Raw genomic sequence first — 20,945 nt, forward strand, 5'->3', positions numbered from 1 at the left:
AAGGGGGGAAGAATCCGACGCTCAGGATAGCGGTGGCCGCGCCCGGCGCGGCGCCTCGAGCCCGCGCCCCTGCAGCACGGGCATCGCACGCAGCCGTTCGGCGGCGAAGTGCACGAACTCGCGCACCTTGGCCGCCGCGCCGCGGCCGGCAGGGTAGACCAGATGCACCGGCACCGGCGGCGGCTCGTGCGCCTGCAGCAGCACGCGCAGGCGGCCGTCGCGCACCTCGTCGGTCACCTGATAGGCCAGGGCGCGCGCCAGCCCCTGCCCCGCCACCGCGGCGGCCACCTTCACGTCGTTGGCGTTGACGATCAGGCGCTCCTGCGGCGCCGCGCCCGCACGCGCGCGGGCGAAGCTCCAGGCGACGCGGTCCTGCCCTTCGATGGTGAAGCCGATGGCGCGATGCTGCTTCAGGTCGGCCGGCTCGCGCGGCACGCCGTGGCGCCGCAGGTAGTCCGGCGAGGCCACGACCACCGCGCGCATGCGGCCCACCGGCACCGCCGTCAGGCCGGAGTCGGGCAGCACGGCGATGCGCAGCGCCACATCGAAGCCCTCGTCGATCAGATGGACCAGGCGGTTGGTGAACAGCGCCCGTGCCTGCATCTGGGGGTGACGGTCGAGGAACTCGAACAGCAGCGGCGCGATGTGACGGCTGCCGAACAGGGCCGGCGCGGTGACGGCCAGCGTGCCCCGCGGCTCGTGGCGGGCACCGGTCACGGCGGACTCCGCCGCGTCCAGCTCGGCGAGGATGCGCCGGCAATCGGCGAGGAACACCTCGCCCGGCTCGGTCAGGCGCAGGCTGCGCGTCGTGCGTTGCAGCAGCAGCGCTCCGAGGTGCTTCTCGAGCGAGGCCACGGCGCGCGTCGCCGCCGGCGCGGAGATGTCCCGCGAGCGGGCCCCGCGCGCGAAGCTGCCGCTCTCGGCCACGGCGACGAAGGTTCGCAGGCGCTGCAGATGGTCCATGGGCATTCTTCCTCCACGTGGAATTCTCAACTGCTTTGTTCGGGTCTTCATTCCGCGCTGCGCAAGCCCTAGGCTGCACACCCTGACACCCCGGGAGCCGACATGCCGAACCCGATCCGCCTCTACCGCCATGCCCTGTCGGGCCACGCCCACCGCGTGCAGCTGATGCTGTCGCTGCTGAACCTGCCCTGCGAACTGGTCGACGTGGACCTGGCCGCCGGCGAGCACAAGACGCCCGCCTTCCTCGCGCGCAACCCGTTCGGCCAGGTGCCGGTGATCGAGGACGGCGACTTCGTCCTCGCCGACAGCAATGCCATCCTCGTCTACCTGGCGCTGAGCTACGACGCGCAGCGCCGCTGGCTGCCGGCCGATGCACGCGCGCAGGCGGCGGTGCAGCGCTGGCTGAGCGTGGCTGCCGGCCCGCTGGCCTCGGGTCCGGCCGCGGCCCGCGTCGCCGTGCTGTTCCGGCGGCCGCACAACCCGCAGTGCGCGGTGATCGCCCGCCAGCTGTTCGGCGTGATGGACGGCCACCTGGCCGGACGCGCCTGGCTGGCCGCGGACCATCCGACCATCGCCGACGTCGCGATGCACACCTACACGGCGCACGCGCCGGAGGGCGGCATTCCTCTCGAACCCTGGCCACAGTTGCGCGCCTGGCTGCAGCGCGTCGAGGCCTTGCCGGGCTTCGTCGGCATGCAACGCTCGCCCTTGCCCGCGGCGGCTTGAATGGACGGATCGGCCTTCCATGCCGGCGAGCAGGCCCTGCAGGCGCGCACCGGCGTGCGCGAGCGGCTCGAGGCCGTGGGCCGTGCCGTGGTCCGCGACCACATGCCCGAGGCGCATCGCGAACTGTTCGGCAAGCTGCCCACCCTGCTGCTGGCCGTCCAGGACGACAGCGGCCAGCCGTGGGCCACGATGCTGCACGGGCCGGCCGGATTCGTCTCCAGCCCGGACGCACGCACGCTGCGCGTGCAGGCGCGCCCGGCCGTCGACGACCCGGCCGCCCCTTGGCTCGTCGCCGGCGCGGCGGTCGGTCTGCTCGGCCTCGAACCGCACACGCGCCGGCGCAATCGTGCCAATGGCCGCGTGCGCACGCTGCACGACGATGGCTTCGAGGTGCAGGTGCTGCAGAGCTTCGGCAACTGCCCCAAGTACATCCACGCGCGACGGCCCGAGCCGGTGGCCCTGCCGCGTGCGCGGCCGGCGCAGCGACTGGGGCCCCTGCTGGACGCCGCATCGATCGAGCTGCTGCGCCGCGCCGACACGCTCTTCATCGCGTCGGCCAGCGGCCAGCGACCTGGCGCTTCGCGCGCCGACGGGGTCGACGTGTCGCACCGTGGCGGCCTGCCCGGTTTCGTACGGGTCGACAGCGGTCCTCGAGGCCTGCGGCTGACGATGCCCGACTACGTCGGCAACTTCTTCTTCAACACGCTGGGCAACCTGATGGCCTGGCCGCAGGCCGGCCTGCTCGTGCCGGACTTCGAGGACGGCAGCCTGCTGCAACTGGCCGCCCAGGCTTCGATCGTCTTCGACGCACCGGCCCTGGCGGCCTTCCCTGGTGCACAGCGCCTGCTGCAGTTGGACCTGCTGCAGGGCTGGCGGCAAACCGAGGTGCTGGCGCTGCGCTGGTCGGCCCCCGAAGCGCCGCCGCAATTCGCGCCCTGAGCCTCGCCAGCGCCGGGGCGGGCGTGGCGGCAGGCGAGGTCGGACGCTGAAACGCCCGCAGCCTCATTGCAGTCTCAGGTCCGCGCAGGCCGTCGGACCCGCAGCAGCGCGCGCCATGCATCGCGCAGGCCGCGGCCGGCGGCGGCCCAGAATTGGCGCATCGCCTCCTCGCGCGCGTCCAGGGCGCGCTGCCTGGCCGCTTCCCTCCAGGCCGACATCTCTTCGGGCGACAGGTCACGGTGATCGAAGCTGGTCTTCATGGCGGGCTCCAGTGAGGTGATGGCGTCACTGTAGGAAGCCGTCGCCTGGCCGGAAACGGCACGCGCTTCAATTCCGTCTTGCAGCCACCGCAAGGCCGGCGCCTCTACCATCGCGGCCATGCACGAACTGGGCTTCGACGACCTGAGACTGTTCGCCCGCGTGGCGGCGCTGGGCACCCTGTCCGCGGTGGCGCGCGAGCGCGACGTGCCAGTGAGCCAGGTGTCGCGCTCGCTGGTGCGCATCGAGAAGGCCTGCGGCGCACGTCTGATCCACCGCTCCACCCACGGCCTGGCGCTGACCGCCGAGGGCGAGACCTTTCTCGACTACTGCCACCGGCTCGGCCACACGCTGGAGGAACTCGAAGGTGAGTTCGCGGCCAAGGCGCGCGAACCGAGCGGGCGGGTGCGCGTGGCCGCCAGCACGGTGATCGCGCAGTACCTGCTGCTGCCCAGCCTGACGGCGCTGGGCGAACGTCATCCCCACCTGCGCGTCGAGCTCGAGGTCAGCGACCTGCTCGTCGACATGGCACGCGAGGGCATCGACATCGCGATCCGCACCAGTTCCTCGCTGCCCGACACCATGGTGGCACGGCAGATCGGCACGCTCGCACGCGGGCTCTACGCCTCGCCGGACTACGCCGCCCGCGTCGGGCTGCCCACCCACCCGGACGAGCTGAAACGACACCGGCTCGTCGCCAACAGCGCCGCGACCCGGCTCAACCACTGGCCCTTCGCCGTCGACGGCCGCGCGCTGACGCTGCCCATCGAGGGCTTCTGGCGCACCAACGACACCGGCATGGCCGCCAACATGGTGCTGCAGGGGCTGGGCATCGGCCGCCTGGCGACCATCGCGGCGCAGCCCCTGGTGCAGCAGGGCAAGCTGCTGCCGGTGCTGGCCGAGTTCATCGAGCCGCAGGCGGTGCCGATCTACGCCGTGGTCTCCGGAGCGCGCCAGCGCCTGCCGAAGATCCGCGCCTGCATCGACCATTGGGCGGCCTGGTTCGGCCGCATCCAGCCAGCCGCGACCGCCTGAGCGCCGTGGCTCAGCGCGACAGCGCGTCGCAGGCGCGCTGCAGCCGCGCCTTGGCGTCGTCGGCGACCTCGCGCACCTCGGGCCGATCGATCAGGCCGGCCATGAACTGCGGGTCGACGAAGCCGACCGTGATGCCGCCGTCGGCCTCCTCGCGCACGACGACGTTGCACGGCAGCAGCAGGCCGATGTCCGGTTCGGCCTGCAGCGCCTTGTGCGCCAGCGGAGGATTGCAGGCGCCGAGGATGCGATAGGGGCGCACCTCGGCACCGAGCTTGGCCTTCATCGTCGCCTGCACGTCGATGTCGGTGAGCACGCCGAAACCCTCGACCTTGAGCGCGTCGATCACCTTCTGCACCGCGGCATCGAAGGGCAGGCTCAGCTGGGTGTGGAATCCGTACATGGCAACTCCTGGAGTGAATGTGCTGACCGGAGGCGTCAGCCGCGCCGCACCGGCAACCCGTGCGCGGCCCAGACGCCGATGCCTCCACGCAGGTTGGCGACGTGGCTGTAGCCGCGGTGCATGAGGAACTGCATGGCCTGGAAGCTGCGCCCGCCGCTGGCACAGGCGAGCACCAGCGGCTTGTCGCGCGGCAGTTCGGTGAAGCGCTGCTGGAAATGGCTCAGCGGCATGGAGACGCAGCGCGGGTGGTCGAAGGCCAGGCGCGCGACCTCGTGCGGCTCACGCACGTCGACCAGCAGCGCACCCTCGTCGAGCCGCGCGGCACAGGTTTCGGGATCGAGTTGAAGCAAGGCGTCGCTCATACCCTGTACTCTATGTCATCCGGCGCGGCGCCGGCGCCTCCGTTCGCACCATCCAGGCCAGCAGGCCGGCCAGTGCCAGCACGGCGAAGCCGGCACCGGCGTAGAAGGTGAACGCCGAGCCGAGCCGGTCCCACAGCAGCCCGGCGATGGCGCTGGCCAGCAGCGTCGCCACGCCGGCGAGCAGGTTGAAGAAGCCGTAGGCGGTGCCGCGCAGGTCCTCCGGTGCCGTCTCGGCGACCATCGCGGCCAGCAGGCCCTGCGTCATGCCCATGTGCACGCCCCACAGCGCAACGCCGGCAAGCAGCGCGCGCCAGTCACCGGCGCCGGCCACGACGAGGTCCGCGGCGACCAGCACGACCAGCCCGAGCGCCAGCAGGCGATGCGGACCGACCGCATCGGACAGCCGACCGAACGGGTAGGCGCTGGCGGCGTAGGCCATGTTCATCGCCACCATCACCAGCGGCACCCAGCTCGCGGCAATGCCGACCTGCTGCGCGCGCAGCACCAGGAAGGCCTCGCTGAAGCGTGCCAGCGTGAAGACGGCGCCGAGCGCGACCACCTGCCAGTACGCTGTGCCCAGCCGCGCCAGCGCCTCGCGGCGGATCGGTGACGCCGGCCGCGCCGCTGCGGGTCGCGGCGTCTCGCGGATGCCGACGGCGAGCAGCGCGACGGACAGCGCACCGGGCACCACCGCGACCCAGAACACGGCGCGGAAGTCGTTCGCCCACAGCAGCATCAGCATGGTGGCGAGCAGCGGCCCGAGGAAGGCACCGACGGTGTCGAGCGACTGCCGCAGACCGAAGGCGGCCCCGCGCGCGCCCGGCGGCGCGATGTCGGCGATCAGTGCGTCGCGCGGTGCGTTGCGGATGCCCTTGCCGACGCGGTCGACGAAACGCGCCGCGACGACCGCGCCGGCGCCGGTGGCCAGCGCGAACACCGGCTTGCTCAGCGCCCCCATCGCGTAGCCGAGCACCGCCAGGCCCTTGCGGCGGCCGAGAAAGTCGCTGAGCACCCCCGAGAAGACCTTGGTGACCAGCGCGATCGCCTCGGCGGCGCCTTCGATCAGCCCCACCGCCAGCACGCTGACGCCGAGCGTGCCGACGAGGAACAGCGGCAGCAGGCTGTGGATCATCTCCGAGGACACGTCCATCAGCAGGCTGACGAAGCCCAGCACCCAGACGCCGGCTGGCAGCGGCGGACGGCCTGGCGGATCACGAGCGGTCACGCGCGAGATTGTGCGACCGGACGACGCACCGCCCTTCGTTACATCGGAACATCCCGGCACATCCGGATAAGACCGCGTCGCGACAGGGTGGCTAAGGTCAAACCCTCGGTCCCGCTTCCCGTGGACCGCCAGGAGAAGAACCATGCAAGACGCTCGCGCTCTCATCCTCGACACCACCCGGCGTGCCTGGCTGGCACACGCCGGCGCCGGCACGCTGGCGCTGGCCGTGCCGCGGCTCGGCCGTGCCGCCGACGTCACCGACGCCGACACCTACGACGAGGCCGGCACAGTGAAGGCCGTGACCGAGTTCTTCGGCCAGACCACCGAGGGGCTGGCCCAGGTCGTCGCCAAGGCCTTCCGCGAACAGGGCCGGCCCAACGGCTACATCCGCGGCGAGGAGGTGTCCGCCGCCATCACCGCCGGCGTGCGCTACGGCGAAGGCGATCTGGTGCTGAAGTCCGGCGCGTCGAAGAAGGTCTACTGGGCCGGGCCCTCGCTCGGCTTCGACCTCGGCGCCAATGCGTCCAAGGTGTTCGTGCTTGCCTACAACCTGCCGGACACGCAGGCGATCTTCAAGCGCTACCCGGGCGTGGACGGCAGCCTGTACTACGTCGGCGGCGTCGGCCTGAACTACCAGCGGCTCGACGGCGTGACGCTGGCACCGATCCGCCTCGGCGCCGGACTGCGCGCCGGCGCGAGCGTGGGCTACACGCACTACCGGCCGCAGAAGTCGCTCAACCCGCTGTGAGCCGGGCGGGCCGCGGCCGCGCCTTCAGGCCGGCCGCGAGCGCCCGAGCACGCCTGCGCCCGCGAAGCGCGCGGTCGCGCCGAGTCGCTCCTCGATGCGCAGGGCCCGGTTCCACTTGGCCATGCGCTCGCTGCGCGCGAACGAGCCCACCTTCAGCTGGCCGACCTGCCAGCCGATGGCGAGGTCGACGATGGTGGTGTCCTCGCTCTCGCCGGAACGCGCCGAGACGATGGCCGCGTAGCCGCGCTCGCGGGCGGCCTGCCAGCAGCGCAGCGTCTCGGTGAGCGTGCCGCGCTGGTTGGGCTTGAGCAGCACGGCGTTGGCGGCCCCGGCGTCGGCGGCGGCGCGCAGCAGCGCGGCATCGGAGACGAGGAAATCGTCGCCCACCACCTGCAGCCGAGCGCCCACGGCCTGCGTGAAGCGCGCGAAGGCCGGCGCGTCGTCCTCGGCGAGCGGGTCCTCGATGCTGGCGATCGGGTAGCGCTCGCACCAGCGCAGCAGCAGCTCGATCAGGCCGTCGCTGTCGAGTTCGCGGCGCTCCAGGCCGAGCCTGTAGCGGCCGCCGCGGCCGAAGTCGCTGGCGGCGATGTCCAGCGCGATGGCGACCTGCTCGCCGGGCACGAAGCCGGCGCGCTCGATGGCGCGCAGCAGCGCTTCCAGCGCCTCCTCGTTGGTGTCGAAGGCCGGCCACCAGCCGCCCTCGTCGGCCACGCCCGCGGCCGCGCCACGCGCGCGCATCAGCACGCCGGCATGGCGGTAGACCTCGGCCGTCCATTCCAGCGCCTGCGCGAAGCTCTGCGCCGCCGGGCACATCACCATGAAGTCCTGGATGTCCACACGCCGGCCGGCATGCGCCCCGCCGCCGAAGATCTGGATCTGCGGCAGCGGCAGCAGCGTGGCGGTCTCGCCGCCGAGGTAGCGGAACAGCGGCAGGCCGTGCGAGGCCGCCGCCGCATGGGCCGCGGCCATCGACACGGCCAGCGTCGCGTTGGCGCCGAGGCGCTGCTTGTTCGGCGTGCCGTCCAGCTCGATCAGCCGCGCGTCGAGCTCGGCCTGCGCGTCGGCCGCCATGCCGCGCACGCCTGCGGCGATCTCGCCGTCGACGTGGCCCACCGCCGTCAGCACGTCGAGGCCGCCGAAGCGTTCGCCACCGTCGCGCAGCTCGATCGCCTCGCGCGTGCCCTTGCTGGCGCCGGCCGGCACGATGGCACGGCCTCTCGAGCCGTCGTGCAGCTCGACCTCGGCTTCCACCGTGGGGCGGCCGCGGCTGTCCCAGACACGGCGGCCGCGCACGGCACGGATGGCGCAGGGATGGGTCATCGTTCGAGTTCCTCGCGCCAGGCGGCGCTGACCTCGGCGAGCTGCGTCGCCGGATGTTGAAGCAGGGTGCGTGCGGTGCGGCGCACGGCGTCGCGCTGGTTCTCCTCGCTCACGTACTCCACCGGCGACTTGCCGTCGACGCGCGCGAGGAACAGCCCCGGCAGCAGCGCCGCGGCACGCCGCTCGACGGCCTCCTGCGGCTCCCAGTCGACGCCGGCCAGATAGGCCTGCGCCAGCGCGGCGAAGCAGGCCAGCAAGTCGGCGCGCGCCGCCGGGGTCCACAGGCACTTGAGCAGCAGGTGGTTGAGGCAGAACGCGATGTCGAAGGCCGGATCGCCCCACCACGCGCATTCGGCGTCGAGCAGCACCGGCCCGTGCGGCCCGACGAGGATGTTCTTCGGGCTCACGTCGCCATGCACCAGCGCGCGCTTGTTCGCCTGCGTTTGCGCCACCAGCGCGTGCAGCACGTCCGCCAGGTCCGGGTGCCTGACCGCGGTGGCGACCAGGTAGGGCTCGAGCCGGATGTCGTAGAAGATGCGGTCGGTGTCGAACTGCGCGGCCAGCCCGGGCCGCGCCGCCGAGTGGCCGTGGATGCACGCCAGCGTGCGGCCGACGGCCGCCGCGGTGCCGACCTCGGCGCGGCCCTCGCGCAGCAGATGCTTCCACAGGCGGTGGTCTTCGGGCGGCAGGTAACGCATGACCAGCACGCCCAGTGCCGGGTGCTGGCCGAGCACGCGCGGCGCGCTGCCCGGCACGGCAGCATCGGCGACGCGCATCCAGCGCGCCTCGTACTGGTTGCGCTCGATCGGCGCGCGCCAGTCGGCGGCCACGCGCAGCCGGGCCAGCGCGCGCTTGGCGCACACCGGCCCCTCGCGCGTGGTGATGCGCCAGATGTCGGAGGACACGCCCCCGGTCAGCGGTTCGCCGCTCAGCGGCTCGTCGCCGGCCAGGCCCAGTTCGCGCAAGGCCTGCACGAACTCGCCCGGCAGCGCCTGGCCCGCGCCGGCCATCAGGCGGTGCCGGAGTGCCCGGCTTCGGCCAGCTTGACCAATGCGTGCAGCGCCTGGTTGACAGGTGTGGCGATGCCGAGCTCGGCGCCGCGGCGCGCCACGAAGCCGTTGAGGTGGTCGATCTCGGTCGGCTTGCCGCGCGCCAGGTCCTGCGCCGTCGACGACAACTGGCCCGGCATCGCCATGGCGATGCGCTCCATCGCCTCCATGGCGGCATCCAGCGTCAGACGCTGGCCGTCGGCCTGCGCCACCGCCACCACTTCGCGCACCACGGCGCGCTGCGTCTCGCGGATCGCCGGCAGCGCCGCCATGCGGCCATAGGGCTGCTGCACCAGCGCCGAGATGGCGTTGTAGGCGCAGTTGACCATCAGCTTGCTCCACAGCTCGCCCATCACGTCGGGCGAGATGCGCACCGGCACGCCGGCGCTCTCGAACAGCGCGGCGATGTCGCGCAGGCGAAGCTGCAGCGCGGCGTCGCCGGCGGCCGCTGCGTCGAGCGGGCCGACCACCAGGTCGCCACGGCCGAAGTGCTTGACCACGCCGGGCTCGGGCATCGCGGTGGCCACGTACACCACCGTGGGCACCACCGGCTGCGCGACCTGGCGCGCGATCGTCGCCGCGTTGTCGACGCCGTTCTGCAGGCTGAGCACCACGGCATCGGCAGCGAGCAGCGGCGCGATCTGGCGGGCGACCGCCTCGGTGTCGGTCGACTTGACGCAGAACAGCACCAGGTCGGCGCCGCGCAGCGCAGTCAGGTCGTCGGTCGCCGCCACGCGCACGACGTCGACGCCACCGGCCCGGTGCAATTGCAGGCCGTCGCGCGTGATGGCTTGCGCATGCGCCGGGCGGCCGATCAGGGTGACGGGGTGGCCGGCGCGCGCCAGCATGGCGCCGAAGAAACTGCCGACGGCGCCGGCGCCAACGACGGCCGTGGATCGGAAGGGGGTCGACATCGCGCGAGTATGCATCGATGCACTTCCTGACCCGGCGCAAGCAAGGGTCGATGCGGCGGAATATCATTCGGTACTGATGTTTAACGGGTGCCCCGTCATGTCCCAGCGTCCTGCCGACTCCTTCGACCCGCCGCGCCTCGCTCGCCGCCAGTTCGTCGCCGTGGCGCTCGGGCTGGCGCTGACCGCCTCGCCCGCCTTCGCCGACGGCGACGCGGTGAGCCTGGAAGCCGCGCGCGCGGAGTTCGAGGCCGGCCGCGCAGTGCTGATCGACATCCGCGAGCCGCAGGAGCACGCCACCGGCGTGGCCGCCGGCGCCAGGCTGCTGCCGATGAGCCAGATCGGCCGGCGCCTCGCCGAGATCCCCACCGACCCGGTCAAACCGGTGCTGCTGATCTGCAACACGCAGAACCGCTCCAGCCGCACGCTGCAGGCGCTGCGGCAGCGCGGCTACGACCACGTTCGCTTCGTCCAGGGCGGCATGAGCGAGTGGGCGCGGCGCGGCTGGCCGATGGTCCGGCCCGGCCCCTGATCCGGCCCGCGGCAGCCGCGATGGCCATCGTCCCGCTGTACCGGCGTGACCTGAGGCACCCGCAGGCGCAGGCCTGCGCCGCCTGCGAGGTGCGCGGCAGCGCCCTGTTCGGTGTACTCGACGAGGAAGGCCTGGACCAGATCCACACGCGCATCGCCAGCCTTGACGTCGCGCCCGACCAGGCCGTCTACGAGCGCGGCGGAGCCGCTGCAGCCGTCTTCACCGTGCGCGCCGGCATCGTGCGCTTCGAGCGCTTCACCGAGCGTGGCGACCGCCGCATCGTGCGGCTGGCCGGCCGCGGCGACCTCATCGGCCAGGAAGCCCTGCTGCAGCGCCCCTATGCCGACGAGGCGATCGCCTGCACGCCGGTGCAGCTGTGCCGCATCCCGCGCCACCTGGTCGACGAGCTCGGCGCCGCGCAAGGCAGCCTGCCGCGCGAGCTGATGCAGCGCTGGCAGCGTGCGCTCGACGCTGCTGAAAGCTGGGTGGCCGACCTGTCCACCGGACCGGCGCGCCGGCGCCTGCTGCGTCTGCTCAAACGCCTGGCCGAGCTGTCGGAGCCCGGCGGCCCGGTGTGGCTGCCCCGCCGCGAGGAGATCGGCGCGATGCTCGACATGACCGTCGAGACCGCCAGCCGGCTGATCAGCCGACTGCGCCGCGAGGGCGTGCTGGAACTGATTCCCACGCGCAGTGCGCGCCTCGACCGTGCCGCTCTCGAACGCGCGCTGCGCCACGAAGACGCCGTCTGACACGGCGAGAATCCGGCACGCCATGCTCTCCATCCCGCTCGGCCCGCTGGCCCTGCCCGTCGCGCCGCTGCTGTTGCTGCTGGCCGCCTTCCTCGCCTCGTGGCTGGCCAGCAGGCTGGCCGGCCCGGGGCGCGCCCACGACGCCGGCAACGCCGTCTTCCGTGCCACGCTGATCGGCCTGCTCGCGGCGCGTGCGGTGCACCTGCTGCTGCATGCCTCGGCCTACGCGGCCTCGCCCTGGGCGGTGATCGACCTGCGCGACGGCGGCTGGCACGCCCCCAGCGGCTGGGTCGCGGGCACGCTGTGGCTGGTCGGGCGCGGCTGGCAGTTGCCGGAATTGCGCCGCCCGCTCGGCTTCGGCCTGCTTGCCGGCCTGCTGCTGTGGACCGCCGGCACGCTCGCCACCAGGCCGCGCGGCCACGACACGCTGCCCGCGATCGCGATGTCCGAGTTCGCCAGCGGCACACCGACCACGCTGGCGCAGGCGGCACGGGGGCGGCCGGTGGTGGTCAACCTGTGGGCGAGCTGGTGCGGGCCCTGCCGCGCCGAGATGCCGGTGCTCGCCGCCGCGCAGCAGCGCGAGGCGGCCGTGGGCATCCTCTTCGTCAACCAGGGCGAGAGCGCAGCCACGGTGCGCACCTACCTGGAACGCGAGAAGCTCGCGCTGCGCGAGGTGCTGCTCGATGCGCGCTCGGCGCTCGGCCCGGCGGTCGGCTCGCGCGGCCTGCCCACCACGCTGTTCTACGACGCGCAGGGCCGGCTGGTCGATGCGCACCTCGGCGTGCTCAATGCGGCGGCGCTGGAGTCGAAGCTGCGCACGCTGCGCGCCGCGCGCTGAACGCTCCGCCCGCCCGCAGGCATGGGCGACATGGCCGGGACGCCGCGGGGGGACCGCGGCCGGGCGACGGCGCTCAGGTCTTCAGCGCCGTAGACGACGCCAGCGCGTCCAGGCGCGGGCCCCACTGCAGCGGGTCCTCGAGCCCGAGTCCGCTCACAGCCTGCGCGCAGATCCAGGCGGCGGTCTCCGCGGCCGCGCCCAACACCGCACGGCCGGCGGGGCGGAGCTGCACCGCCGCATCGCGCGGACAACCTTCGCCGCCCGGCCGTTCGACATGGCCCGTCTTCTCGAGGGCCTGCACCAGCCGCAGCACGGCCGACAAGGGCAGCCCCAGCGGTCGCACGAGTTCACCCAGCGCAAGCCGGCCGCCCTCGCCCTGTGCCAGGCGGTCGAGCAAGCGGAACTCGGCCCAGCCCAGGCCGTGATGCGCACCGAGCGCGTCGTCGAGCTTGAGGGTCAGGCTGGCGTGCGCACGGCCGAGCGCGAGGCACAGGCCCAGCCCGTCGGCAGAGGTCCGGGAAGGTCTCATCGTCGCTCCTGGTGCGCCGCGCTCATCGGCTGTCGTAGCGGGGCGCCCCTCGACGGGCGAATTCCTGCGACCAGAGCTCGTGCAGGACCTCCAGTTCGGCCTCGCGGTCGAAGGCCGGATCGGCGGGGCGCTCCTTCACCGTGTCGACGACGTCGAAGGCGAAGCCCTCGGCACCCTGGGCCAGCCAGTCGGCCTGCAACTCGCGGTTGCGATGGCCGCGCATCCTGAGCTCGAAGCGGTGGCGATTCAGCGCCCCCTCGAGGTTCAGGCTCGCGCCGAGCAGCAGGCGGCCGCTGGCGAGGTTGCGGATGGTGAACACGCCAGCGGCCGGCGGCGATTCGCGGAACTGCTGCTTGAGGAGGCGCTGCTGCGCACGGTCGGTCATCGGTTTCTCCACGCGGATGATGTTCAGGCTTCGCCATCGGCCGGGCCCCCGCCGGCATCACCGAAGGCATGTGCGGCCAGCCGCTGCGCATGGCCGCGCACGTCGCGCGGCCAGTCGGCGATGAGCATGTGGAAGCGATCACGGTCGCCGGCGAACAGCGCCCGGATGGCCTCCTCGTAGTTCGGCCGGTCGCCCGCCATCGCTGACGCGAAGAGGTACGCCGCCTTCTGCGCCGCGCGCCGCCGGTCACGCTCGGCGTGGCGCGTGCGGGCCTCGTCGACGAGGCGGCGCAGCACGACCGACGCCGACCCCGGCTGCGCGGCGAGCCAGTCCCAATGCCGAGGCAGCAGCGTCACCTCGCGCGCGACGACACCCAGTCGCGGCCGGCCGCGGCCGCGCGGCGCAGCACCCTCGGCACCCGCCTCGGCGTCGCCGCCATCGCTGCGTGTTTCGCCGCCGAACCGTCCACGCAGTCGCGCCTGCACCTGCGCGGGGCTTCCGCGCAGGTCGAGGTCGACCACCGCGCCGCTGTCGTCGTCGAAGATCAGCACCGCAGCCTCCGGCGAGGCGTCGAGCGCCTCCCTGGCACCCCGTGCCACGGCCGCGATGTCGCCCGAGACGATCAGGTGATCACCCGCAAAGGCGGTGAACCGATGCGGCGTCTTGGTGGTGTTGTCGGGCATGAAGCCATTATTACCCGGATTTAACTAGGCGTCCAGTGCACGCATCCACTGACCATTAGCCTATTTACCCGGCATTTTTAAGGCGATCGGCAGGCCACCAGCCTTGCTCATGGCAGCAGTCCGCCCCGCCTAAAATCCGCGCCCCATCCTCCGCCACGCACCATGTTCAAGAACGCGCTCGTCTACCGCATCGACCAGTGGGAGCCGCCCACGCAAGCCGACATCGAGGCGCGCCTGGACGGCGCGCGCTTCGTCGAATGCGGGCCGACCCAGCGAGAGGCCGCCGGCTGGGTCGAGCCGCGCGGCGAGAAGCACGGCGTGCTGCTCGAGAGCGTCGGCGGCCAGCTGATCCTCAAGCTGTGCACCGAGTCCAGGCCGGTGCCCGGCGGCGTGGTCAAGCAGCAGCTCGAGGCGCGGCTGGACAGGATCGAGGCCGAGACCGGTCGCCGTCCCCGGGGCAAGGCCCAGCGCGAGCTCAAGGAGCAGATCGTGCACGACCTGTTGCCGCGCGCCTTCCCGAAACGTTCCACGACCCTGGTCTGGCTCGACCTGGCGGCGCGTCTCGTGCTGATCGGCGCAGCCAGCAGCAAGAAGGCCGATGCGGTGCTGACGCGCCTGGTCGAACTGTTCGGCGGACTGCGCCTGGTGCCGCTGCAGACCGCGCTGTCGCCGGCCTCGGCAATGTCGGCCTGGCTCAGCGAGAAGGAAGCGCCGCGGGGCTTCAGCATCGACCGCGAGTGCGAACTGAAGCAGCCCGACAGCGAGAAGGCCGCGGTGCGCTACGCGCGCCATACGCTGGACATCGACGAGGTCGGCGAGCACATCCGGCAGGGCAAGCTGCCCACCCAGCTGGCGCTGACCTGGAACAGCCGCGTCTCCTTCGTGCTGACCGATGCGCTCGCGCTGAAGCGCATCAAGCTGCTCGATGTGGTGCTCGAGAATGCGGGTCCGGCCGCCGGAGCCGACGGCGGCTTCGATGCCGACGTCGCCATCACGACCGGCGAACTTCGCCTGCTGCTGCCGGACCTCGTCGACGCGCTGGGTGGCTTGCCGTCGAAAGACGGCCCCGCCCCGGCCTGAGCCCGGCCCGCTGCGGGCCGGGTGCCCGCGCGAAGCCTCAGGCCAGCGCCAGCCGGCCGGCGAAGGCCGGCGCCGGCACCGGGCAGCGTGCCGGCGTATGCCGCCAGACCTCGTCGCCCGCCGCATAGACGCGCAGTTCACCGGGGGCGAACGGCCGCCACGGCTCGTTGCGCGTCAGCGGCTCGGTGGCGATCAGCACCATGCGGTCGTCCGGGCCGTTGGCCTGGGCCAGGTCGAGCACCAGGTCGTGGTCGACCAGTTGCGCCGCCGGGAACGGATGCTGGCGCTGCAATGCGTGCAGCCGCGTGCTGGCGTGGGCATAGAGCACCTCGCCATCGCAGAGCAGAAAGTTGAAGGCGCCGTGGCGCGCCACCCTGCCGGCCAGTTCCGCCAGCAGCGGCGCCACATGCTTCCAGTGCGGGACGGCGCGACGCCGGAAGTGCCGGCGCAGTTCCTGCAGCAAGAAGCAGAAGGCGCGCTCGCTGTCGGTGTCGCCCACCGGCAGTTCGCTGCCGTTCAGACGCGGCGTGAAATCCTTCAGGTCGCCGTTGTGGCAGAACGACCAGTGCCGCCCCTGCCATTCGCGCACGAAGGGGTGGCAATTCTCCAGCCGCACCGCTCCCTGCGTGGCGCGGCGCACATGAGCCAGCACGCTGCGCGCGCGGATCGGCTGACGTCGCAGGAACTCGGCCAGCGCGGCATCGCTGGCGCGCTGCTCGTCGACGAACAGGCGGCAGGCGCGACCCTCGTGGAAGGCCATGCCGTAGCCGTCGACATGGTCGCCGGTCAACCCGCCGCGCGCGGACAGCCCGGTGAAGGAGAAGGTCGCCGTGCTCGGCGTGTTGCTGTTCAGGGCGAAAAGCTGGCACATGGGGCGTCGGTTCAAGGCTGGCGTGTCGAGCGAATCTCGTGCCACGGTCGAATTGAAACCCGCCCACCGACGGCTGACAGGGGAAAAAGCATGCCAAATCCGACGTTCACGGCCCCTTCGAACCTGCCATCGGCCCCGACGGTGCACCGGCCCGCCGTCAGCGCCGCAGGCCCGCAAAGGCCGCGGCATGCTGCAGGGTGAACTCGGCCAGCGGCCCGGCGTGTCGCACTTCGCCGGCGAGGCGCTGCGCACTGCCGAAGTAGACCATCGCCCACACCGGCGGCGCCTGAGGCTGCGTGCGTGGCCGCACGAGGATCTTGCCGCGCGAGTACCAGTCCGGCTCGTCGATGCGCTCGAGCGCATCCAGTCGCTGCAGCGCCTGCGCATCCACGTCGTACAGCTGTCCCAGCACCGGCTCGCCCTGCCCCGGCCGGTCCACCAGCCACGGCAACGGGTGCGCGCCGATCACGTAGAGCGGGTAGCGCTCGACGGTGACGAATTCGCCGGGCACGCGCACGCCCGCGTTGACGTGGGCGTTGCGATGGCCCTCCTTGAGGGTACCGTAGACGAAGACCAGTGCAGCCATGCCCAGGCTAAGCCTCGGCAGGAGTGACCTGCATCACGCTCGACATGCGCGACAGGCTCAGGGAACCCGGCTCTCGAAGCATGGAGCGCTGCTTCCGGGGGGCCGCCTCGACGAAGGCTCGAACCGCTGACCGTCGAGTTCGACCTTGCCCTCGCACAGCGATTGCGCCTGGCAGGAACTCGGCGTGGTGCGCACTTCGACCGACGAGGCGGTGACCTGAACGAACACCTGGCAGGGACTGGCCGCGTCGCCCGACCTTCGGCGCACGTCGGGGCGCACGACGAGGCCGAGCACGTCCGCGCCCAGCTCGCCGCGAAGTCTGGCGACCCCGGAGACCGAGCACACCGCCTGGTCGGGGCCGGCGATCGAGATGTCGACGTCGAACAGATAGCGTGTCTTGCGACGAACACCGACGAAGCTTTGCGCAGGCGCCGATGCCGCGCCTGCCATTGCCGTGGCGTCGAAGGCTTCCGTCCTGACGTAGCAGGCGTCCGCCGGGGCGCCACGCGCGGCAGTCAGCGTCGCGGCCAGCAGGAGCGAGGCCGCCGCGTGGCGCGCGTCCGGCCGCAGTCCCAGGCCCGTGCGCGGCGCGGCTTCAGCCGCTGCCGAGCGTGAAGAGCTGTTCATTGACTTCCCTGCCCCATTGCGAGCCGCGCTGCGTGCGCGACAACCTGAAGCCATGCTTCTCGTACAGATGCCGCGCCGCGTGCAATTGGTCGAAGGTCCAGAGGTACACGCTGTCATGGCCTCGCGCCCGGCAGAAGGCCATCGCCTCCCCCAGCAACCGCGAGCCCACCCCGTGGCCTCGCGCTTCGTCCGAGGTGATGAGCCACCTCAGGTGTGCCTGGCCCGGTGGCTCGTGCGAGGCATCGATGGCCACCGAACCGTGGATCGCCCGGTCGTCGTGGGCGAGCCACAGACCATCGCGAGCGGGCGCGAAGCGCAGGCAGAACTCGGCCAGTTCGGCGGCCACCTTGGCCTCGAAGGGCAAGCCGAAGCCTGCGACCCGGGCGCAGTAGGCCGCGTGCATCTCGACGACGCGCCCGATGCAGCCGGGGCGGTATCCATGGTGGAGGTTCATTGGGTGTGCGCGTCACGCCGGGGGAGGCGGGACCCTGGAGCTTGCCACAGGCGCACGCGTCGAACCATCACGGGAGCGGCGCCCCGTGCGGCAACCCATGAAACACAACCGGCTTCTGCGTGAAGCGCGCCTGAAACGGCCGCTGCCCACACTGCCCAGCCATCACGTCGCTGGACGTTCTCCAGCAAGCCAGACCAAGGACACGACCATGAAGCGCATCCTCACCGCCCTCTTCCTGACCCTCGCTGCCGCCGGCGCTGCCCAGGCACAGAGCTTCATCCAGACGAAGGACTGGGATGTCTACGTCGACCTGCCGACGCGCTTCGCGTATGTGAAGACGCCGATGGGCTGGAAGTTCGTGCGCCAACTCGACGAGTCGCAAATGGACCGCCTCCATCCCACCACGCTGACCGCCCTGCTGCCGCCCGAGCAGCCGGAGATCCATTTCGCCCATCCGGCGATGGAACTCTCGCCGCGCACGATGGCCCTGCGCTCGGCCGGGACCCGCTTGGCGGGCAGGCCCTCGGCCACCCGCGCGGAGTGACCGGAGGCTGACGGTCCTCAGGCGTACAGCTTCGCCTGCACTTCCAGTGGCACCGGCTTGATGCGCGAGGCCATGCCCGCACAGCCGAACGCCTGGAAGCGGGCGATGCAGATGTCGCGCGCCGCCGCGGTGGCGTCCTTGAGGAACTTGCGCGGGTCGAACTCGCTGCGGTCCTTGGCCATCGCGCGGCGCATCGCGCCGGTCATCGCGAGGCGGATGTCGGTGTCGATGTTGACCTTGCGCACGCCGTGGCGGATGCCTTCCTGGATCTCCTCCACCGGCACGCCGTAGGTCTCCTTGATGTCGCCGCCGTACTCGCGGATGACGGCCAGCCACTCCTGCGGCACCGACGAGGAGCCGTGCATCACCAGGTGGGTGTGCGGGATCTTCGCGTGGATCTGCTTGATGCGGTCGATGGCGAGGATGTCGCCCGTGGGCTTGCGGGTGAACTTGTAGGCGCCGTGGCTGGTGCCGATGGCGATGGCCAGCGCGTCGACACCGGTCTTCTTCACGAAGTCGGCCGCCTGGTCGGGGTCGGTGAGCAGCTGGTCGTGCGTCAGCGTGCCGGCGGCACCGACACCGTCCTCCTCGCCGGCCTGGCCGGACTCCAGCGAGCCCAGGCAGCCGAGCTCGCCCTCAACCGACACGCCCACCGCGTGCGCCATCTCGCAAACGCGGCGCGTCACGTCGACGTTGTACTCGTAGCTCGCCGGCGTCTTCGCGTCCTCGCGCAGCGAGCCGTCCATCATCACGCTGCTGAAGCCGCTGCGGATCGACTGCATGCACACCGCCGGGCTCGCGCCATGGTCCTGGTGCATGACGATCGGGATGTCGGGGTACATCTCGACCGCCGCCTCGACCATCTTGCGCAGGAAGGGCTCGCCGGCGTACTTGCGCGCGCCCGCCGAGGCCTGCAGGATGACCGGGCTGTCGGTCTTCTGCGCGGCCTGCATGATGGCCTGGATCTGCTCCAGGTTGTTGACGTTGAAGGCCGGCACGCCGTAGCCGTGCTCGGCCGCGTGATCGAGCAGTTGTCGCAGGGAGATCATCGCCATGGGGGGCTCCTGGGGTCCATTCAAGGGTTGACGGGTTCGGGCCTGGCGGCCGCGGCGACGAGGCGGGTGGCACGCACCGCCACCATCTCGGCCGTGATGCCGAAGAGGCGGAACAGGTCGCCGGCGGGGGCCGACTCGCCGAAGCGGTCGAGGCCGACCACGTCGCCGTTCTCGCCGACATGCCGCCACCACAGGCCGGTGCTGCCGGCCTCCACGGCCAGGCGCGGCAGGTGGCGCGGGATGACCTCGGCCCGGTAGGCATCGCTCTGGCGCTCGAAAACGTCGAGACAGGGCACCGATACCACGCGTGCGCCGATGCCCTCCTCGGCCAGCAGCGTGGCGGCGGCGAGCGCGACGCCGATTTCCGAGCCGGTGGCGATCAGCACCACCTGCTCGTCGGCCGGACGGCGCAGCACGTAGCCGCCCTTGGCGATCGCCCCGGCGCGCTCGCTGCCGTCGCCGGCATGCGGCAGGCCCTGGCGGCTGAGCATCAGTGCGCTCGGGCCGTCGCCGCGACGCAGCGACTCGCGCCAGGCCACCGCCGTCTCGGTCGCGTCGGCCGGGCGCCACACGTCCAGCCCGGGAATCAGCCGCAGGCTGGAGACATGTTCCACCGGCTGGTGGGTCGGCCCGTCCTCGCCCAGGCCGATGGAGTCGTGCGTGAACACATGCACCACCGGCAGCTTCATCAGTGCCGACATGCGCAGCGCGTTGCGCGAGTAATCGCTGAAGGTGAGGAACGTGCCGCCGTAGGGACGGAAGCCGCCGTGCAGTGCCGCACCGTTCATGATCGCCGCCATGCCGAACTCGCGCACACCGTAGTGCACGTGGTTGCCGGTGCCTGCACCGAGCAGCGGCTTGTGGCCCTTCCAGTCGGTCAGGTTGGAGCCGGTCAGGTCGGCCGAGCCGCCGAGCAGTTCGGGGATCGTCGGCGCCACGGCGTTGAGCAGTTCCTGCGAGGCCTTGCGCGTGGCCACGGTGGCCTTCTTCGCCTCCGCGTCGGCGATCGCCTGCGCAAAGGCCTGTTCGGCCCGGGCGCCGGGCACGCCCGGCGTGGCATGGCGGCGCAGCAGCTCGTGGGCGAGCTCGGGGAAGGCCTCGGCATAGGCGCCGAAGCGCTGCTGCCAGGCACTGCGCTGCTGCGCGCCGCGCTCGCGCGCCGACCAGGCCTGGCGCACCACCTCGGGAACCTCGAAGGCCGGCCAGCTCCAGCCGAGCTGCTCGCGGGTGAGCTTGATCTCCTCGGCGCCCAGTGCCTCGCCGTGCACCTTGGCCGTACCGGCGCGGTTCGGCGAGCCGTGGCCGATCTGCGTCTTGCAGCAGATCAGCACCGGCTGCGTCGACGTCTTGGCGGCATCGATGGCGGCATCGAGCGCGGCGCGGTCGTGGCCATCGACGTTGCGCAGCACCGTCCAGCCGTAGGCCTCGAAGCGCGCCGGCGTGTCGTCGCCGAACCAGCCCTTCACGTCGCCGTCGATCGAGATGCCGTTGTCGTCGTAGAAGGCGATCAGCTTGTTCAGTCGCCAGGTGCCGGCCAGCGAGCAGGCCTCGTGGCTGATGCCTTCCATCAGGCAGCCGTCGCCGAGGAACACATAGGTGCGGTGGTCGACCACGGCATGGCCGGGGCGGTTGAACTCGGCGGCCAGCAGCTTCTCGGCCAGCGCCATGCCCACCGCGTTGCTGATGCCCTGGCCGAGCGGGCCGGTGGTCGTTTCCACGCCTGGCGTGAGGCCGTGCTCGGGGTGGCCGGGGGTGAGCGAGTGCAGCTGGCGGAAGCGCTTGAGCTCGCTCATCGGCAGCGCGTAGCCGGACAGGTGCAGCAGCGCGTACAGCAGCATCGAGCCGTGGCCGTTGGAGACCACGAAGCGGTCGCGGTCGATCCACTGCGGGTCCGACGGGTCGTGCTTGAGATGATGGCGCCACAGCGCCTCGGCGATGTCGGCCATGCCCATGGGCATGCCCGGGTGGCCGGAGTTGGCGGCCTGCACCGCGTCGATGGCGAGCACGCGCAGCGCGTTGGCGCACAGCGTGCGCAGCGCCGCCCGATCGAGGGGGGGATTGGTCGTCATGGTCGTG

The 20,945-nt window shown here is 72.0% G+C and carries 26 protein-coding genes; 9 read left to right on the forward strand and 17 right to left on the reverse strand.

Annotated features, from left to right (window positions below; all coding sequences use genetic code 11):
• Window positions 1-21 precede the first annotated feature (21 nt).
• Window positions 22-963: a LysR family transcriptional regulator gene (locus Q0599_RS14605; RefSeq protein ID WP_298830625.1), complete on the reverse strand. Its 942-nt coding sequence runs from the start codon at window positions 961-963 to the stop codon at window positions 22-24.
• Window positions 964-1,065: 102 nt separating this feature from the next.
• Between Q0599_RS14605 and Q0599_RS14610 the strand changes: the two genes are divergently transcribed.
• Window positions 1,066-1,689, forward strand: a complete 624-nt coding sequence (locus Q0599_RS14610; RefSeq protein WP_298830630.1) for a glutathione S-transferase family protein — start codon at window positions 1,066-1,068, stop codon at window positions 1,687-1,689.
• Window positions 1,690-2,628, forward strand: a complete 939-nt coding sequence (locus Q0599_RS14615) for a pyridoxamine 5'-phosphate oxidase family protein (RefSeq protein WP_298830633.1) — start codon at window positions 1,690-1,692, stop codon at window positions 2,626-2,628.
• Between the two features lie 74 nt (window positions 2,629-2,702).
• On the opposite strand, the gene Q0599_RS14620 is transcribed toward Q0599_RS14615, so the two are convergent.
• Window positions 2,703-2,888 (reverse strand): hypothetical protein, encoded by a 186-nt coding sequence (locus Q0599_RS14620; protein WP_298830638.1) that lies wholly within the window; start codon window positions 2,886-2,888, stop codon window positions 2,703-2,705.
• 118 nt (window positions 2,889-3,006) lie between these two features.
• On the opposite strand from Q0599_RS14620, the gene Q0599_RS14625 reads away from it, so the two are divergent.
• Complete coding sequence (locus tag Q0599_RS14625; RefSeq protein ID WP_298830640.1) at window positions 3,007-3,921, forward strand: LysR family transcriptional regulator; 915 nt, start codon at window positions 3,007-3,009, stop codon at window positions 3,919-3,921.
• Window positions 3,922-3,931: 10 nt separating this feature from the next.
• Here Q0599_RS14625 and Q0599_RS14630 read toward each other — a convergent pair whose 3' ends face one another.
• The 3 genes from Q0599_RS14630 to Q0599_RS14640 are packed head-to-tail and all read right to left on the reverse strand — an operon-like array spanning window position 3,932 to window position 5,908.
• Window positions 3,932-4,321 carry a DUF302 domain-containing protein gene (locus Q0599_RS14630; protein ID WP_298830643.1) on the reverse strand — a complete coding sequence of 130 codons (390 nt, stop codon included), beginning with the start codon at window positions 4,319-4,321 and terminating at the stop codon, window positions 3,932-3,934.
• Window positions 4,322-4,356: 35 nt separating this feature from the next.
• Complete coding sequence (locus Q0599_RS14635; protein ID WP_298830646.1) at window positions 4,357-4,683, reverse strand: rhodanese-like domain-containing protein; 327 nt, start codon at window positions 4,681-4,683, stop codon at window positions 4,357-4,359.
• 10 nt (window positions 4,684-4,693) lie between these two features.
• Complete coding sequence (locus Q0599_RS14640; RefSeq protein ID WP_298830648.1) at window positions 4,694-5,908, reverse strand: MFS transporter; 1,215 nt, start codon at window positions 5,906-5,908, stop codon at window positions 4,694-4,696.
• Window positions 5,909-6,050: 142 nt separating this feature from the next.
• Here Q0599_RS14640 and Q0599_RS14645 point away from each other — a divergent pair, with 142 nt between their 5' ends.
• Complete coding sequence (locus Q0599_RS14645; protein ID WP_298830651.1) at window positions 6,051-6,656, forward strand: DUF1134 domain-containing protein; 606 nt, start codon at window positions 6,051-6,053, stop codon at window positions 6,654-6,656.
• A 24-nt stretch (window positions 6,657-6,680) separates the two neighbouring features.
• Here the strand turns inward: Q0599_RS14645 and eno are convergent, their stop codons facing one another.
• Genes eno through Q0599_RS14660 form a run of 3 tightly spaced genes read right to left on the reverse strand, consistent with a single transcriptional unit; the run spans window position 6,681 to window position 9,939 of the window.
• The gene (gene eno, locus Q0599_RS14650; RefSeq protein ID WP_298830654.1) at window positions 6,681-7,976 is read right to left on the reverse strand and encodes a phosphopyruvate hydratase; all 1,296 of its coding nucleotides are present in this window, start codon (window positions 7,974-7,976) and stop codon (window positions 6,681-6,683) included.
• A complete protein-coding gene (locus tag Q0599_RS14655; protein WP_298830656.1) occupies window positions 7,973-8,986 on the reverse strand; it encodes a phosphotransferase in 1,014 nt (337 codons plus the stop codon). Before Q0599_RS14655 ends, eno begins: the two co-directional genes overlap by 4 nt.
• Window positions 8,986-9,939 (reverse strand): 2-dehydropantoate 2-reductase, encoded by a 954-nt coding sequence (locus Q0599_RS14660; protein WP_298830658.1) that lies wholly within the window; start codon window positions 9,937-9,939, stop codon window positions 8,986-8,988. The genes Q0599_RS14655 and Q0599_RS14660 overlap by 1 nt, the downstream gene beginning before the upstream one ends.
• Before the next feature lie 97 nt (window positions 9,940-10,036).
• On the opposite strand from Q0599_RS14660, the gene Q0599_RS14665 reads away from it, so the two are divergent.
• The 3 genes from Q0599_RS14665 to Q0599_RS14675 are packed head-to-tail and all read left to right on the forward strand — an operon-like array spanning window position 10,037 to window position 12,055.
• Entirely contained in the window at window positions 10,037-10,468 is a 432-nt protein-coding gene (locus tag Q0599_RS14665; RefSeq protein ID WP_298830660.1) for a rhodanese-like domain-containing protein, read from the forward strand.
• Between the two features lie 20 nt (window positions 10,469-10,488).
• Window positions 10,489-11,217 carry a Crp/Fnr family transcriptional regulator gene (locus Q0599_RS14670; RefSeq protein WP_298830663.1) on the forward strand — a complete coding sequence of 243 codons (729 nt, stop codon included), beginning with the start codon at window positions 10,489-10,491 and terminating at the stop codon, window positions 11,215-11,217.
• Window positions 11,218-11,239: 22 nt separating this feature from the next.
• The gene (locus Q0599_RS14675) at window positions 11,240-12,055 is read left to right on the forward strand and encodes a TlpA disulfide reductase family protein (protein ID WP_298830666.1); all 816 of its coding nucleotides are present in this window, start codon (window positions 11,240-11,242) and stop codon (window positions 12,053-12,055) included.
• A 73-nt stretch (window positions 12,056-12,128) separates the two neighbouring features.
• On the opposite strand, the gene Q0599_RS14680 is transcribed toward Q0599_RS14675, so the two are convergent.
• The 3 genes from Q0599_RS14680 to Q0599_RS14690 are packed head-to-tail and all read right to left on the reverse strand — an operon-like array spanning window position 12,129 to window position 13,652.
• Window positions 12,129-12,584, reverse strand: coding sequence for a MarR family winged helix-turn-helix transcriptional regulator (locus tag Q0599_RS14680; RefSeq protein ID WP_298830670.1), 456 nt, complete (start codon window positions 12,582-12,584; stop codon window positions 12,129-12,131).
• 22 nt (window positions 12,585-12,606) lie between these two features.
• Window positions 12,607-12,969, reverse strand: coding sequence for a GIY-YIG nuclease family protein (locus Q0599_RS14685; protein ID WP_298830673.1), 363 nt, complete (start codon window positions 12,967-12,969; stop codon window positions 12,607-12,609).
• Between the two features lie 23 nt (window positions 12,970-12,992).
• A complete protein-coding gene (locus tag Q0599_RS14690; protein WP_298830676.1) occupies window positions 12,993-13,652 on the reverse strand; it encodes a DUF2239 family protein in 660 nt (219 codons plus the stop codon).
• A 162-nt stretch (window positions 13,653-13,814) separates the two neighbouring features.
• On the opposite strand from Q0599_RS14690, the gene Q0599_RS14695 reads away from it, so the two are divergent.
• Complete coding sequence (locus Q0599_RS14695) at window positions 13,815-14,732, forward strand: recombination-associated protein RdgC (RefSeq protein WP_298830679.1); 918 nt, start codon at window positions 13,815-13,817, stop codon at window positions 14,730-14,732.
• A gap of 37 nt (window positions 14,733-14,769) precedes the next feature.
• Here the strand turns inward: Q0599_RS14695 and Q0599_RS14700 are convergent, their stop codons facing one another.
• From Q0599_RS14700 to Q0599_RS14715, 4 genes are all read right to left on the reverse strand, one after another.
• Complete coding sequence (locus Q0599_RS14700) at window positions 14,770-15,603, reverse strand: class II glutamine amidotransferase (protein ID WP_298830682.1); 834 nt, start codon at window positions 15,601-15,603, stop codon at window positions 14,770-14,772.
• 157 nt (window positions 15,604-15,760) lie between these two features.
• A complete protein-coding gene (locus tag Q0599_RS14705; RefSeq protein ID WP_298830685.1) occupies window positions 15,761-16,189 on the reverse strand; it encodes a gamma-glutamylcyclotransferase family protein in 429 nt (142 codons plus the stop codon).
• Window positions 16,190-16,246: 57 nt separating this feature from the next.
• Window positions 16,247-16,816 carry a hypothetical protein gene (locus Q0599_RS14710; protein ID WP_298830688.1) on the reverse strand — a complete coding sequence of 190 codons (570 nt, stop codon included), beginning with the start codon at window positions 16,814-16,816 and terminating at the stop codon, window positions 16,247-16,249.
• Window positions 16,785-17,270, reverse strand: a complete 486-nt coding sequence (locus tag Q0599_RS14715) for a GNAT family N-acetyltransferase (RefSeq protein WP_298830691.1) — start codon at window positions 17,268-17,270, stop codon at window positions 16,785-16,787. Before Q0599_RS14715 ends, Q0599_RS14710 begins: the two co-directional genes overlap by 32 nt.
• Window positions 17,271-17,478: 208 nt before the next feature.
• Here Q0599_RS14715 and Q0599_RS14720 point away from each other — a divergent pair, with 208 nt between their 5' ends.
• The gene (locus Q0599_RS14720; protein ID WP_298830694.1) at window positions 17,479-17,814 is read left to right on the forward strand and encodes a hypothetical protein; all 336 of its coding nucleotides are present in this window, start codon (window positions 17,479-17,481) and stop codon (window positions 17,812-17,814) included.
• A gap of 17 nt (window positions 17,815-17,831) precedes the next feature.
• Here the strand turns inward: Q0599_RS14720 and fba are convergent, their stop codons facing one another.
• Together fba and tkt are read right to left on the reverse strand one after the other, a co-directional pair.
• On the reverse strand, window positions 17,832-18,869 hold the full coding sequence (fba, locus tag Q0599_RS14725) for a class II fructose-bisphosphate aldolase (protein ID WP_298830697.1): 1,038 nt from the start codon (window positions 18,867-18,869) through the stop codon (window positions 17,832-17,834).
• Between the two features lie 20 nt (window positions 18,870-18,889).
• Entirely contained in the window at window positions 18,890-20,938 is a 2,049-nt protein-coding gene (gene tkt, locus Q0599_RS14730) for a transketolase (protein ID WP_298830700.1), read from the reverse strand.
• Between the last annotated feature and the right edge of the window lie 7 nt (window positions 20,939-20,945).

It is taken from the genome of uncultured Piscinibacter sp., assembly GCF_937952055.1.
Classification (GTDB): domain Bacteria; phylum Pseudomonadota; class Gammaproteobacteria; order Burkholderiales; family Burkholderiaceae_C; genus Piscinibacter.

Bases quoted from the DNA above. Each gene is read 5' to 3' on its own strand.
- Q0599_RS14700 (WP_298830682.1), bottom strand. From the start codon at position 15,603: ATGTGCCAGCTTTTCGCCCTGAACAGCAACACGCCGAGCACGGCGACC.
- tkt (WP_298830700.1), bottom strand. From the start codon at position 20,938: ATGACGACCAATCCCCCCCTCGATCGGGCGGCGCTGCGCACGCTGTGC.
- Q0599_RS14665 (WP_298830660.1), top strand. From the start codon at position 10,037: ATGTCCCAGCGTCCTGCCGACTCCTTCGACCCGCCGCGCCTCGCTCGC.
- Q0599_RS14690 (WP_298830676.1), bottom strand. From the start codon at position 13,652: ATGCCCGACAACACCACCAAGACGCCGCATCGGTTCACCGCCTTTGCG.
- Q0599_RS14655 (WP_298830656.1), bottom strand. From the start codon at position 8,986: ATGGCCGGCGCGGGCCAGGCGCTGCCGGGCGAGTTCGTGCAGGCCTTG.
- Q0599_RS14615 (WP_298830633.1), top strand. From the start codon at position 1,690: ATGGACGGATCGGCCTTCCATGCCGGCGAGCAGGCCCTGCAGGCGCGC.
- Q0599_RS14695 (WP_298830679.1), top strand. From the start codon at position 13,815: ATGTTCAAGAACGCGCTCGTCTACCGCATCGACCAGTGGGAGCCGCCC.
- Q0599_RS14620 (WP_298830638.1), bottom strand. From the start codon at position 2,888: ATGAAGACCAGCTTCGATCACCGTGACCTGTCGCCCGAAGAGATGTCG.
- Q0599_RS14720 (WP_298830694.1), top strand. From the start codon at position 17,479: ATGAAGCGCATCCTCACCGCCCTCTTCCTGACCCTCGCTGCCGCCGGC.
- Q0599_RS14715 (WP_298830691.1), bottom strand. From the start codon at position 17,270: ATGAACCTCCACCATGGATACCGCCCCGGCTGCATCGGGCGCGTCGTC.
- Q0599_RS14605 (WP_298830625.1), bottom strand. From the start codon at position 963: ATGGACCATCTGCAGCGCCTGCGAACCTTCGTCGCCGTGGCCGAGAGC.
- Q0599_RS14610 (WP_298830630.1), top strand. From the start codon at position 1,066: ATGCCGAACCCGATCCGCCTCTACCGCCATGCCCTGTCGGGCCACGCC.
- Q0599_RS14670 (WP_298830663.1), top strand. From the start codon at position 10,489: ATGGCCATCGTCCCGCTGTACCGGCGTGACCTGAGGCACCCGCAGGCG.
- Q0599_RS14660 (WP_298830658.1), bottom strand. From the start codon at position 9,939: ATGTCGACCCCCTTCCGATCCACGGCCGTCGTTGGCGCCGGCGCCGTC.
- Q0599_RS14645 (WP_298830651.1), top strand. From the start codon at position 6,051: ATGCAAGACGCTCGCGCTCTCATCCTCGACACCACCCGGCGTGCCTGG.
- Q0599_RS14705 (WP_298830685.1), bottom strand. From the start codon at position 16,189: ATGGCTGCACTGGTCTTCGTCTACGGTACCCTCAAGGAGGGCCATCGC.
- Q0599_RS14630 (WP_298830643.1), bottom strand. From the start codon at position 4,321: ATGTACGGATTCCACACCCAGCTGAGCCTGCCCTTCGATGCCGCGGTG.
- fba (WP_298830697.1), bottom strand. From the start codon at position 18,869: ATGGCGATGATCTCCCTGCGACAACTGCTCGATCACGCGGCCGAGCAC.
- Q0599_RS14710 (WP_298830688.1), bottom strand. From the start codon at position 16,816: ATGAACAGCTCTTCACGCTCGGCAGCGGCTGAAGCCGCGCCGCGCACG.
- Q0599_RS14680 (WP_298830670.1), bottom strand. From the start codon at position 12,584: ATGAGACCTTCCCGGACCTCTGCCGACGGGCTGGGCCTGTGCCTCGCG.
- eno (WP_298830654.1), bottom strand. From the start codon at position 7,976: ATGACCCATCCCTGCGCCATCCGTGCCGTGCGCGGCCGCCGTGTCTGG.
- Q0599_RS14685 (WP_298830673.1), bottom strand. From the start codon at position 12,969: ATGACCGACCGTGCGCAGCAGCGCCTCCTCAAGCAGCAGTTCCGCGAA.
- Q0599_RS14625 (WP_298830640.1), top strand. From the start codon at position 3,007: ATGCACGAACTGGGCTTCGACGACCTGAGACTGTTCGCCCGCGTGGCG.
- Q0599_RS14675 (WP_298830666.1), top strand. From the start codon at position 11,240: ATGCTCTCCATCCCGCTCGGCCCGCTGGCCCTGCCCGTCGCGCCGCTG.
- Q0599_RS14635 (WP_298830646.1), bottom strand. From the start codon at position 4,683: ATGAGCGACGCCTTGCTTCAACTCGATCCCGAAACCTGTGCCGCGCGG.